The sequence below is a fragment of the Gillisia hiemivivida genome (assembly GCF_007997295.1).
GTDB classification, from domain to species: Bacteria; Bacteroidota; Bacteroidia; order Flavobacteriales; family Flavobacteriaceae; genus Gillisia; species Gillisia hiemivivida.
The window spans coordinates 20,594-35,697 of sequence record NZ_VORY01000019.1 but is presented as its reverse complement, the minus strand read 5'-3'; the positions used below and the strand labels follow the sequence as shown (position 1 = coordinate 35,697).

Sequence of the window (15,104 nt, the reverse complement as noted above, 5' to 3'; positions counted from 1 at the left end):
CACTCAAAGTAAAAAACTCAAAATGAATAAAAATGTTTCTAAATAATTATAATTCAGCACTATACATTATTAAAGTATTAGTTGGTTAGGCATATATATAATTGACTGAAAATTCTTAGGTTTTTTCCTACACATTAGATAAAATTATTCGTACAAAGTTAAAGTTTAATGTATTACATCGATTAATAAGGTATTTCAACGCGCTTTTTCAATTATTTTAATGTAGTTTTACAAAACTTCTGTTAAAACAATTGACTTATGGGAAAAATTACTTTAATGGGAAGAACTCCATTATTTATTTTACTCTTTCTTGGTTCTTCCCTTTTTATAAATTCGAACGCATTCACTACTAGTGAGGCTATTACTATTACTGGAACTATTTCAGAATTAAATTGTAATAGTGTTAACAATGCAGCCATAACAATATCTGTAGATGGTGGAACTGCTCCCTATTCTTATTTGTGGAGTGATTCTAATACCTCTAAAAACAGAACTAATCTATATGCTGGAACCTATACTATTGATGTTACTGATGCTCTTTCCGTAACTGCGTCTAAAACATTTGTAATAAATAATCCTACTCCAATTACCATGAATCCTTCTTCTAAAACTAATGTCTCTTGCTTTAGCGGAAATGACGGCGTAATTACAGCAGGTTCGGTTTCGGGTGGAAATAATGTTTATGAATATTCTATTGATGGGACAAATTTTCAGAGTAGTAATATATTTTCAAATCTAGCAGCAGGGAATTACACCATTACTGTTAAAGATGCTAATAACTGTAGGACTTCTAATAGCATTTCCTTAACACAACCTACCCAATTAACAATGCAGAATTCTAGCTTTACAGCTGTTAGTTGCAATGGAGAGAGTGATGGATCTATAACTGTTGGAATTGCAGCTGGTGGAAGTGGCACTCACGTATATTCTATAGATGGAATTAATTTTAAGTCTACCAGAACATTTAATAATCTAGCTGCAGGTAGTTATCCTATAACTGTAAAAGATGCAAATGACTGTAAAATATCAGGCAATATCACAATTTCTGAACCTTCAGCATTAACTATAAATGCTTCCTCCACAACTACAGTTTCTTGTAATGGTGGAGCAAATGGAACTATTACGGCAGGAACTGTTTCTGGAGGTAATTCTGGATATGAATATTCTATAGATGGGAGTAACTTTCAAACCAATACTTCTTTCTCAGGCCAAAGTGCTGGCACGTATACTATTAGTGTTAGAGACTCCAAAGGGTGCACGGCCACAGAAACTATTACAGTCACCGAACCTTCTGCTTTAACTATGACATCTGCTTCCCTTACTCCAACAAGTTGTAATGGAACATCGGATGGAACAATTACAGCGGGAACTGTTTCTGGAGGTAATTCTGGATATGAATATTCTATAGATGGGAGTAACTTCCAAACCAGAAAAAACTTCACTGGTTTGGCTGCTGGTAATTACATAATAACTGCTAAAGATTCAAAAGCTTGTTTAATAACAGAAAGTGTTACAATTACCCAACCTTCAGTATTGAGTATGCAAGCTGCCACCCTAACAGCTGTAACTTGTTTTGGTGAAGCAGATGGAGCAATAGTAGCTGGAGCTGTTTCCGGAGGGAATAATGGATATGAATATTCTATTAATGGAACCGACTACCAATCCAACAAAAACTTCTCTAATCTTTCTGCCGGGATTTATACCATAACGGCAAAAGATGCTAAAGCTTGTACTATTACTGAAATTGTTGAAGTAATGGAACCTATTGCACTTACAATGCAGGCAGCTACATTTGAGGTTGTAGGTTGTGCTGGAGCAGCTGATGGTAACATTACCGCAGGAATAGTTTCCGGGGGAAATGCTAATTATGAGTATTCTATTAATGGAACCACATTTCAAAGCAATGGAACTTTTACAGGGTTAAGCGGAGGAAATTATACACTTATCGTTAGAGATGCTAAAGGATGTTTAATTTCTGAAGATATTGAAATAGCTGAACCTTCAACCCTAAAAATGGAACCTGCAGAACTTTTCCATGTCAAATGTTACGATTCTGGAGACGGCGAAATTATTGCAGGACTTGTTACTGGTGGAAATGGTGAATATGAATATTCTCTAGATGGGATAAATTTCAATCCTAGCAATACATTTAATGAACTTAATGTAGGTGATCATACTATTACAGTTAGAGATGCTAAAGGTTGTACTGCATCAGAAACTGTTACTCTTACCGGGCCTCAGATATTAGAAATGGATCCAGCAACGAAAACGGACATTAGCTGTAATGGTGCGTCTGATGCTACCGTAACCGCAGGAGCGGTTAGAGGAGGTACAACAGGTTATCAATATTCTATAGATGGTGTAAATTTTGGTTCAGAAACTACTTTTCATGTACTATATGCAGGAACATACACACTAACTGTACGAGATCTAAACGGCTGTAAAATAGAAAGAGTTGTAGAAATACACGAGCCAGACCCACTAGCTTACACCCCCGCTACCTCTACTGAAGCTTCTTGTGTTGGAAATAATGATGGAACCATCACTGCAGGTACAGTATCTGGTGGAAATGGTGGATTTTTATACTCAATAGACAATACTGATTTTAATAATACAGGGATATTTACGGATGTTGCTGAAGGCTCTTATACCATTTTCATAAAAGACAGCAAAGGCTGTGCAACCCAGTCTGATGTTATAGTAGCTGCTCCTGAAGCATTAGATGCTACTATAGTTATCACCAATGTAAATTGTTTTAATGGATCTGACGGGACTTTGTCCATAAATAATGCAACTGGAGGACACGGAGCTTTTGAATATAGTATAGATGGATCCACCTGGCAAACTGATTCGATATTTACCTCCCTAATTGCCGGAACATATACTATTAGAATTAGAGATCTTGATTATCCAACTTGTGAGAAGACTCTAAGCACCAATACAATTATTTCTCAACCAACTGCTCCAATAAGCGTTCAGGTTGCAACAACTAGAACTACTTCTTATGGCACCTCAACAGGAACGGCAACTGCAAACGCTTCCGGAGGGACTCCAGGTTTTACATATGCTTGGAGAAAACAAAATGAAACAAATGTTCTGCAAACTACAAAGACTGCTAACGGATTAGCTTCCGGTAATTATGTGGTTACTGTAACAGATCAGAAAGGATGTTCTCAAACCGCAGAACTAACTATAATAGAAGCTATAAAAGCGCCAATCATCCCAACATCTATTTGCCCAGAGGACATAGACGTGATTAGGACTTCGTATTTTGAAGTTGAAGATCGCACTGCTATTGGTGGAGTTGGCCCCTACACTTATTCATGGAACTTTGGTGATGGTGCTACTCCTCTTACCGCAACTGGTCCAGGTTCTCATACTGTAAATTATTCTTCTACAGGAAACAGAACTATAACGGTAACGGTAACAGATGCTACTGGTATAAGCAAAACAGAATCTATAGTTCAATATGTTGGGGAGTGTTTCAAAGATGATTGTGGATCGAACGATTTTGGAATCAACACGTTTTACATGGCAGATGCCAATGGAAATAAAGTGACTGCGGAAACCTGTGGAGATGGGCAACCAAAATTCCTATACTTTGATTTACCTACTCAATCTGATAGATACTCCATGTACATCGAGTATATATTTTCTGTAGAACATGCCGACGGTACTTCTACTCATATAAACAAAGGTTTATGTTTCTATGAAAATCAAGCAATTCCCCAAAAAGTGCAAACAATTCAATTGGATTGGGAGTGTGGAGATCTATTGACAATTGAGAATGTATATATGACCTTCTCTAACAATATTAAATGGAAATGTGGACAAGGGCCTAACCCTAAATGTTATTCCACAAATAATAATGAGGTTGTAATTACACCACTTTATGCCAGAGCAACTCCAAATGAATTATTATGTAATGGATCTAACACTGGAATTGTTACCGTAAAAGCAAATGGTGGTTACGGCCCATATCAATACAGTATAACTAATGCTACCTCTGGATATCAAAGTAGCAATGAATTTCACAATTTAACCGCAGGAAGCCATACAGTTTGGGTTAAGGATAATGAGGGAACTGTGTTTCAAGCAGCACCTGTAACTATTGATCAGCCACTTTCACCAATTACTCTTTCAGTTAATTCTACTAATCCTATTTGTTTTGGTCAAACTGGAGAAGCTACTGTTACACCAAATGGTGGAACTCCTTTTGTTTCTGAAACAGGAGGTAGTTATTATACTTACTTATGGAATGATGCAAGTGAGCAAACAACCGGTACTGCTACAAATTTAACAGGTGGTGAATATACAATTACAGTAATAGATAAAAATGGTTGTCAAGCAATTGAAACAGTAACCATAGTAGAACCAGCTCAAATAACATTAGCAACGGCGGGAGAAGATCAAAATTTTAGTTGCGGATTCAATGGAACCAATCTTTTAGGAAATGTTCCTTTGGAAGGAACTGGAACATGGACCATTGTCTCTGGAGCGGGAGGACAAATTATTGAACCGAATAATGCTCAATCTTATTTTACAGGAACAACTGGAAGCTATACTCTAAAATGGACTATTGCGAATGAATCCAATACCTGTACAACTAGTGATGAGATGATAATTTCCTTTACTGCTGATTGTAGTACGTTAGATTTTGATGGAATAGATGATCATATTAGCATGGGAGATAATTATAACTTGGACTCAGGCAATTTTACTGTTGAAGCTTGGGTTAAATTAAATTCAGTGAATGGACAACGTACAATAGTTTCAAAAAGGGATTCTCAAAATATTTCTGCTGGAGGCTATGATCTTTCAATAAATAGTGGATCTCCAACATTTAAATGGGGAAATTCAACAGTAACATCTTCCTATAAATTAACCACTTCAAGATGGTATCATGTTGCGGTCATATTTACTGATGGCCAAGCTAAATTATATGTAGACGGAATTAAAGTAGGAAATGGAAGTGCCAGCAATCCTACAGCAACCTCTAGTCCCTTTCTTATTGGAGCAATTTTTAGAGGAAATAAACCGGAAAATCCGGTGAATTATTTTCACGGTTGGATAGAAGAAGTTAGAATATGGCAAAATGCATTACAAGAAGAACAATTAAGATTCATGATGAATCAACGTTTAGAAGTGAATGTAAGCCCAGTTAAAGGAACTGTACTTCCATTGGTTGTTCCTGGAGATCTTCCATTTGCAAATCTATCAGGTTATTATCAACTTATAGGAAATGAACTAGTGAATGGATTTACTCTAGATAAAGCTACTACAAAAGCAGATGGACAATTAAAGAATATTGAAACTACTCAAGAAAATTCGGCTCCCCTACCTTACATTTCTAAAGCTACTGGTCAATGGAGAAATAAAAACACTTGGAAACGCCCAGATGTATGGGATGCTCCTAATAGTTTAGGAATTAATGGAGAGCCTATTAATTGGAATATTGCGCAAATAGCACATGATATCACTTCAGGAGGAAAAGATATCTACATGCTTGGCCTACTTTCTCAAATTGGTGAGCTGAATATGGCAAATCCAAATCAAAGCTTAGACGAAAATAATTCGGGACAAGGAATTACTATTACCCACTATTTAGATCTAAACGGAAGTATAGACTTGGTTGGGGAATCTCAATTAGTTCAAACTGAAGGAAGTATTTTAGCACCAAGCAGTGCTGGATTTATAGAACGTGATCAACAAGGAACAGCGAGTAGCTACAACTATAATTATTGGTCATCACCCGTGGTAGATCAAGGCACCTTAGATACCAACTATATGATCTCCAAGGTTATGTTGGATGGAACCGATACTGATAACACTAAAAATATATTATTTGGAAATGGCGTAACCTTTGCCGACGGAAACTATTCTAATCCAAGAAAAATAAGCAATTATTGGATCTGGAAATTTAGAGGAACCGCAGATGAATACTCAGAATGGAAACATATTGGAAGCAATGGAGTTTTAAAACAGGGAGAAGGTTATACTATGAAAGGAACTTCTGGAGATGCATCCATTGCAGACAGACAGAATTATGTTTATAAAGGAAGACCTAATAACGGAACCATTACCTTGAATATAGGACAGGACCAGAATTATCTTTTAGGAAACCCCTACCCTTCTGCTATTGATGCTAAAAAATTCATTTTAGATAACATTAAGGATAGCGGAGGTTTAAACAGTAAAAATGTATTTACCGGAGCCGTATATTTCTGGGATCATTTTGCAGGAAAGACTCATATTCTAAGAGAATATGTTGGAGGTTATGCAACCTATAATCTTATTGATGGTGTTAAAGCCATCGCAATGGACGATAGAATTAACAGTAACACAGATGCTGTTGCCAGCAAAACACCAGGGCAATATATTCCTGTGGGACAAGGCTTCTTTGTGAATTCTATGCCCGATCCATCTCTTTCTGGAGTTGAAACGATTGTAGGCGGAGATGTGGTATTTAAAAATAGCCAGAGAGTTTTTGCAAGGGAAGCGGTGGGAAGTTCTCAATTTTTAGCGCAAGAGAAAACCGAAGAAACTTCTAAGGAGGCTGCGCCACTCGGAAAAATCAGAATAAATTTCCATTCTCCTAAAGGTTATCGAAGAGAGCTGCTGGTTGGAATAAGCCCATATGCAACTAATGGTTTTGATCTTGGGTATGATGCACCTCTAAATGAATATAATGTGGAGGATATGTTCTGGCTAATAAAAGAACATGAATTTGTAATTCAAGGAGTATCTAATTTTGATAAAGAACAAGTTCTTCCAATTGGAATGATGATAGATAAAGAAGGACCTATAACTATTAGTTTAAAATCCTGGGAGAATCTACCTGAAGATAAAGAAGTTTATATTCATGATAAATTGAATGATAGTATACATGATATAAAAGAAGTTGCATATGAAACTACTACGAAGCCAGGTTATATAGTAGATAGATTTGCATTGATCTTCTTTAAAGAGCAAGAGACTCCAACAGATACAGTTCAAATAGTTAAGGAAGAACCTAAAGATTTCCTTTTAAGTTTGAAACATAATTATAGAGATAATGAAATACAGATCTTAAATAAGGACGAAATTTTAATTTCCCATCTTTATTTGTATGATCTAAACGGAAAATTGTTAGAAGATCATTCATCTATCCCGAATGTTAAAGAAGCTCGGATTAGCATTAAGAACTATCCATCTGGAGTATACATTGTTAAATTAAAAACTGCCAATGAGATAATCACTCAAAAGATCATTATGAAAAATTAGTATTAAAATTCGTACATATATTAGATTTCCGACAATAAAAACTAGCTAAATCACAGTATTTATGCGTTTTAACTAATATTTTTGCTCTTTATCAAAACTAGTTTCATGTAAACTACGTACATTTGGAAACATCTGTAACAAATTTTGCATGGGAAAAATTACTCTGTGGGTAAAAATCAATATCTTTTTATTTCTTTTTGGTTTTACATCCCAAATATATTCTTTCAGTTCTACTCCTAATAATTTCAATGAAAATTATGGAGAAGGAATATGCTATGTTTTTATGGAAGCTCCAACATTAAGTCAGCTTGGTCCAGATTATCGAAATAATGATAATTTTAACGATAAGGCTGCGGAATTCTCTATTTCTATTACCATCACAGACGCTAGCTGCAGTGACAAAGCCGATGGTTCTTTAAGTGCCACTGTTTCTGGGGGTCAATCCTCCTATTCCTATAAATGGACGGGGCCAGATAATTTTACAGCAACAGGCGCTACAATAAATAACCTTAAACCTGGCAGTTATACTGTACAGGTAACAGATGTCAATGACAATAATGTCACTCAATCTAAAACGACCACTTTAAGCTTTACGGATTCCCAAAACCCGACCGTACTTACCAAAGATATTACGATTCAATTGGGTGCCTCAGGAAATGTTTCTATTGCTGAAGACGCAGTGAATAATGGATCAACGGATACTTGTGGTGGCTTAACTTATGCAACAAATATTACCGCTTTTGATTGTACAGATGTTGGGGTAAACACTGTAATTCTTACCGTAACAGATGCCAATAATCAATCAGCTACTGGAAATGCAACGGTAACAGTGCAAGATGTAAATCCTCCAAATGTAATCACCAAAAACATTACGATTCAATTGGATGCTTCAGGAAATGCTACAATTGCTGAAGACACAGTGAATAGCGGCTCTTCTGATGCCTGTGCCGGACTAACCTATGACACCAATATCACCAGTTTTGACTGTACTGATGTTGGAGCCAATACCGTTGAACTTACAGTGACTGATGCAAACGGGAATTCTTCCAGCGCAAATGCTGTAGTTACGGTAGAAGATAAAATCGCACCAAATGTAATCACTAAAGATATTACGGTTCAACTTGATGCTTCAGGAAATGCTACTATTGCCGAAGTCGCAGTGAATAATAGCTCTGTTGATGCTTGTGGTGGACTTGTGTACGATACGAATATTACCAGTTTTGACTGTACTGATGTTGGAGCCAATACCGTTGAACTTACAGTGACTGATGCAAACGGGAATTCTTCCAGCGCAAATGCTGTAGTTACTGTAGAAGATAAAATCGCACCAAATGTAATCACTAAAGATATTACCATTCAACTGGATGCCTCAGGAAATGCAACTATTGCCGAAGACTCAGTGAATAATGGCTCTTATGATGCCTGTGCCGGACTTAGTTTTGCTACTAATATTACCAGTTTTGACTGTACCGATGTTGGAGCCAATACCGTTGAATTAACTGTGACCGATGTAAACAGGAATTCTTCCAGCGCAAATGCTGTAGTTACTGTAGAAGATAAAATCGCACCAAATGTAATCACTAAAGACATTACAGTTCAATTGGATGCCTCAGGAAATGGAACTATTGCCGAAAACGCTGTAAACAATGGCTCTGCTGATGCTTGTGGTGGACTTGTGTACGATACGAATATTACCAGTTTTGACTGTACTAATGTTGGACCCAATAGTGTGGAATTAACTGTAACTGATAGTAATGGCAATACAGATAAAAAGACAGCCATAGTTAAGGTGGAAGACAAGATTGCACCTAATGTAATTACGAAAAATATTACCATTCAACTCGATTCTAATGGAACAGCGAACATTACTCCCAGTCAAATAGATAATGACTCGAACGATGCCTGCGGAATTCAATCGACTGCTTTAGATATTACCAATTTTGATTGTACTAATATTGGATCTAATACCGTTACACTTAGCGTAATAGATAATAATGATAATTCTAATACAGGAACAGCAACTATAACGGTGGAAGACAATATTAAACCTATTTTACCTACCGTAGACAATATTACCTGGGGATGTGAATACACCGTAGAACCGGCGGTTGCATTGGATAATTGCGATGGGGAAATTATTGGTGAACCGAACAGGTCTACTACGTTTACCGAAACAGGTACTATTACCTGGACTTTTACTGATGCTTCAGGGAATTCTGATAGTATAGAACAAACTGTTACTATAAATCAAATAGAATTAAATGTTCAGGTTGATGATATTTTATGTAATGGGTTTGCTTCCGGCGAAGCCCAGGCCATAGTTACCGGTGGAGTTGGTGCAATTACTTATGACTGGGGAGAATTAGGAAATGGGACTGCAAAAGATGGACTAGGCCCCGGCACCTATTCAGTAACTGCAACCGATGTAAATGGATGTTCTACAATGAAAGAATTTACCATAAGCGAGCCAGATAGTTTTATTGAAATTACTAGTATCGACGTCAATAAAGGATGCTTTGAAGAAGATAACGCCTCAGTTACTGTTGATGTTCAAGGAGGAACGGGCGAATTAACTTACATCTGGAGTAATGGACAAACAGGAGCGACAATTAATAATGTAAATAACTCATCCCCTTCAAACAATCTTACTTTAACTATTACCGATGAAAATGGATGTTCAATAGAAGAAAACATTATTTTAAATGCACCAGAAAAATTAGAAATTACAGAAGTAATAAATACTGAAACAACTAGTTTTGGTTCTGCAACAGGAACAGCTACCGTGCTCGTAAAAGGAGGCACACCAGGTTATTCATTCGAGTGGTCCAACGGAAAAACGGATCAGACAGCAAGCAACCTTCCAGCCGGAATGTATACTGTAACTGTAACTGATTCCAATGGATGTCATGATGATGCTGAAGTAATAATTATAGATCCAATATCTGCTATAATAGTCCCAACTTCTATCTGTGACGGTGAAAATGAGGAACGAAGAACTTCTTACTTTAGAGTTGAAAATAATACTGCTGTCGGAGGATATGGCTCCTATTCCTATGACTGGGATTTTGGAGATCCATCTGATTTGGTAAACCCACCTACTGAGAATGGACCTAACCTAATTCAAGTAAAATATAAAACTACTGGTAGCAAGACTATAAAACTAACAGTAACTGACCAGTTGGGTAATGAATTTCAAACTATAATTCAGCAGTATGTGGGAGAATGTTTCGAAATTAATTGCGGATCATCTGATGGTTCGTTTGATATAGAAAATATTTACCTGGGAGATTCGAGCGGTAAAAAAATTACTGCTGACAACTGCTCTGAGAACGTAACTAAATTCCTTTATTTTCGAAATCTGTCAAACCGCAAAGTTTATTCATTATATATTGAATATATTTATACAGTAACCAATGGTGATACAGGCGAAATTAGAGAAGAACCGGAAACGCTTTGTTTATATGAATATGAAGAGGTACCAGAACTTGTTAAGTTAGCTCAAGTAAATTGGAATTGCGGGGACGACATCCAACTGGAAAATGTGCTTATTCTTTTTTCTCAAAATAAAAACCGGGCTTGCGGTGAAGGTTCAAGTCCCAAATGTTACGGATCCAATGATCAAGGGGAAATTATCATCCCACTGTATGCCAACGCTTACGCTAATGAGCTTCTTTGTAATGGTGCCAGTAATGGTAAAATAACCGTAAAAGCTTCTGGAGGCAGCCCTACATATTCTTACAAATTAATATCCGCAGTAGATGATTCTGTAATACGAGATAATCCATCTTCTGAAATTTTTGAAGAGCTAGAAGCGGGGAGTTATAGAGTCATTATTTCCGATTCCAGTGATCCTCAAAATACTTTTGAAACCGAAGTTTTAGAAATTAACCAACCCTCCACTCCACTAACCTTAACTGAAACAAATAGAAGTTTATTGGCATGCTATAATGGTAAAGATGCTGAAGTTTCTGTAAGGGTTTCCGGAGGCACAGCTCCCTATACTATAATTTGGAGTAATGGACAATCTTCAACTACAACGGAAAGCACGGTTAGCAACTTACCCTCTGGCGTACATTCTGTAGAGGTTATAGATGCCTATGGATGTAAAAGTGACTACCTTTTCGAAATAGCAGAACCAGAAGAACTGTTTGCAAATGCAGGTAATGATCAAGTATTGGGATGTGGTGTAAACCAGGTAAAATTAGGAGGAGTTTTTAATGGTTACACTAATCCAAGGACCGGAGAAGAAGAATTTGGAAACTGGCGAATTATTAATGGGCCGGGTGGAGCTGCGATTTCAGAACCAAACAATCCGGAAAGTCTCTTCACAATTACCACAACGGGTACTTATACCCTGGAATGGACTATCCCTTGTGGAAGCACCGATAGAGTTAAAATCATATTCAGTAACTGCAGCACTATAGATTTTGATGGGGTTGATGATTATATAGATTTTGGAAATAACCTAAATCTTTCTTCCGGGTTTACATTAGAAGCCTGGGTAAAACAAGATCAAAACGCTAGCACTTCAATAAAAACTATTCTCTCTAAAAGAGATAATGCTAATCTTAGTACCGGAGGATACGATTTAATTATTGAAAACAATACGCCTAAATTTAGATGGAATAATGAGACTATTTCCTCAACTCATCAAATTGATTCTGACCGCTGGTACCACATCGCGGTAGTTCAGGGTGGAAATGATGCCGGAATATACATAGATGGTATTAAAGCGAGTGAAAGTGCTCCCGGAACCCCCAACAATATTGATAAAAGGTTTTTAATTGGGGCTATGCACGATAGTACTTCAGAACCGCTTCCCAACCACTTTTTTCACGGTTGGATTGAAGAAATTAGAGTCTGGAATACTTCGTTAGATTTAGTCCAACTTAAATTTATGATGAACCAGAGAATTAAAAATAATACTAATGTTAGAGGGGAAATTATAGATTTAGATGTTCCTAACAATTTAAAATGGGAAAATTTAACTGGATACTATAGACTTATAACTTCTGAAGCTACCAACGGTATTACCAAAAACAAAATACCAAATGGTATTGACGGCCGATTGAAAAACATTCAAAGTACACAACAAAACACTGCTCCTCTGCCATATATTGCTACTGGAGGAGATTGGTGGAATATAAACTCGTGGAAACAGCCCCAGGTATGGGATACTCCAAATAGCACTGGTGTAAATGGCGAGAAAATTAATTGGAATATTGCTAAATTAGACGGAAAGACGTTAACCAATACTGCAACAACTGATAATTCAAACAGTATTACCCTATTAGGATTGCTGGACGATGGCGGCCACTTAAATATGAAAGGAGAAAATAATAGCTCAGGGAATAGTCTCACCATAACTCACTACCTTAAACTAGACGGCCAAATAGATCTTAATGGTGAATCCCAGTTAGTCCAAACTGAAGGAAGCATAATAGAAGGTTCAGGTAGCTTAGAACGAGATCAACAAGGAACTGCTAGTAGTTTTAATTATAATTATTGGAGTTCTCCCGTTGTATCCCTTGGCAAAAACACATATACCATTGCTTCTGTTATGATGGATGGTACTGATCTCGACAAAAGCGAAAAACTTAATATCGGGCCTCCCGGGGATGTAACTTTTGCAGATGGAGCATATGCTTCTCCTAGAAAAATAAGTGGAAGATGGTTATATAGTTTTCTTGATAAGGCAGATGAATATAGTGCTTGGAGTTATCTCGGAAAGGATGGTGAATTATTTCCTGGTGAAGGATACACAATGAAAGGTACTTCTGGTAGAAACAATTCTGGAAATTTAATTCCAATTTCTGATTTGCAAAATTATACATTTAAGGGGTTTCCCAATAATGGAATTATAGCCGTTAAGGATATAAAGCCAAATCAAAATTATTTATTGGGTAATCCTTATCCCAGTGCAATAAGCGTTGAAGAATTTATTCTAGATAACATAAAAGTTGGTGCTGGACGAAATGAAAATAACCTTATGAACGGCGCCATCTATCTTTGGGATCATTTTGGTGGAAGCACTCACATATTACGGGAATATGTAGGCGGGTATGCTGTAAGGAATATCTTAGATGGGGTTCCAGCTATCTCTACGGATGACAGAATAGATTCAAATGGCAATTCTAGCAATAAGATCCCTGGGCCTTACATTCCTGTAGGGCAAGGTTTCTTTGTAAACACCACTATAGATTCAATAATGGGAGTAGTGCAGGATTTTAGCACTGGAAAGATAGTGTTTAAAAATAGTCAAAGGATTTTTCAGGAAGAATCAATATCTACTGATCCAAACTCTCAATTTCTAAGTCAGGAAACTCAAATTGGAAAAGAAGATATTAAAGGAAAACGGTCAAAAATTAGACTGGACTTTAGGTCTCCCATGGGCTATCATAGACAAATACTGGTTGGTACCAGTGAATATGCAACTAATGGCTTCGACCTAGGATATGACGCAGCTTTAAATGATTATAGTGAAGAAGATTTCTTTTGGTTAATTAATAATTATGAATATGTTATCCAAGGGGTTGAAAATTTTAATCCCAACCAGGTATTACCTATTGGAATCTATATTTCCAAAAAAGGAGAGTTTAAAATTGAAATTAATAAACTAGAAAGTGTACCTGAAGAAACCAATATTTATTTATTGGATTTAGAAACGGAAGAATATTTCGATTTGAGAAAGTCGGGATTCACTATGGAAATAGAGCCTGGAGCATATTATGAACGTTTTCAAATAGTATTCGAGAAAAAAGATGATGAATCTGAAGAAGCCGAAGAAGGGGAAACTGAAGAAGAATCAAATCCTGATGTTGAAGAAGAAGGGTCTGTAGATCCAAAAGATGGGGAAGACCTCGATACAAGTCTGGATATTGTTTTTATGACTACAAATCGAGAATTGGCAATTATAAATCCTGACAATATAGCTATACAAAAGGTTGTTATTTATAATCTCTTGGGACAAAAAATTCAGGAATATGAGAATATAGAAAATAAAAAAATGATGACATTAGGAGTTAAAGAATTTCCTATGGCCGTTTACCTAGTAAAAATGTATTCAGAAAAAGGGGAAATGTCTAAAAATATTATTTTAATGAAGTAATAGTGAAGGGCGGTTTTATACAAAAAAAAAGGGTTGATTTATTTAAAAATCAACCCTTTTCATATTGCACCATTTTTTAATTCCATTATTTATATTTTAATGGAAGATGAACCACTTTTTTAGTTTCAAAGAATTCTTCTTCAAAATAATCTGTTAGATCATAAATACTTGCTGTTTTATAGGTTTTTAGTTCTTCAGATAGATCTCCACCTTTCAAATATAAAATTCCATTTTTTAAATCATGATTACTGTTCTTAGCGGTTTTTCCTTTTACCCAAGAAACAAACGAAGGCATAACAGCTACTGCCCTACTAATTATAAAATCGTACTCTCCTTTAATTTCTTCCACTCGTGAATTAGTGGTTTTAACATTCTTTAACTGCAAGCCTTCCACTACTTCATCCACCACTTTTATTTTTTTTCCAATAGAGTCTACTAAATGAAATTGAGATTCAGGAAAAAGAATTGCTAAAGGAATACCTGGAAACCCTCCACCGGTGCCCACGTCTAAAATTTTAGCGCCCGGATTAAATTTTTGAATTTTGGCAATTCCAAGAGAATGTAGTACATGTCTAAGATACAATTCTTCTATATCCTTTCTTGAAACAACATTTATTTTAAGGTTCCAGTCCTTATATAATGCCTGCATCGCCTGGAATTGGTCTAATTGATGAGGTGTTAGATCTGGAAAGTATTTTTTTATTAAATCCAAGGTTTTATATTTTAAGATGCT

The 15,104-nt window shown here is 36.3% G+C and carries 3 protein-coding genes; 2 read left to right on the top strand and 1 reads right to left on the bottom strand.

The window, feature by feature from the left end:
* Nucleotides 1–258: 258 nt before the first annotated feature.
* Both ES724_RS13240 and ES724_RS13235 read left to right on the top strand, forming a co-directional pair.
* Nucleotides 259–7,263, top strand: a complete 7,005-nt coding sequence (locus tag ES724_RS13240; RefSeq protein ID WP_146933669.1) for a LamG-like jellyroll fold domain-containing protein — start codon at nt 259–261, stop codon at nt 7,261–7,263.
* Nucleotides 7,264–7,411: 148 nt separating this feature from the next.
* Nucleotides 7,412–14,371 carry a LamG-like jellyroll fold domain-containing protein gene (locus ES724_RS13235; protein WP_146933667.1) on the top strand — a complete coding sequence of 2,320 codons (6,960 nt, stop codon included), beginning with the start codon at nt 7,412–7,414 and terminating at the stop codon, nt 14,369–14,371.
* Nucleotides 14,372–14,456: 85 nt separating this feature from the next.
* On the opposite strand, the gene rsmG is transcribed toward ES724_RS13235, so the two are convergent.
* On the bottom strand, nt 14,457–15,083 hold the full coding sequence (gene rsmG, locus ES724_RS13230; protein WP_146933665.1) for a 16S rRNA (guanine(527)-N(7))-methyltransferase RsmG: 627 nt from the start codon (nt 15,081–15,083) through the stop codon (nt 14,457–14,459).
* Between the last annotated feature and the right edge of the window lie 21 nt (nt 15,084–15,104).

Bases quoted from the DNA above. Each gene is read 5' to 3' on its own strand.
- ES724_RS13240 (WP_146933669.1), top strand. From the start codon at position 259: ATGGGAAAAATTACTTTAATGGGAAGAACTCCATTATTTATTTTACTC.
- ES724_RS13235 (WP_146933667.1), top strand. From the start codon at position 7,412: ATGGGAAAAATTACTCTGTGGGTAAAAATCAATATCTTTTTATTTCTT.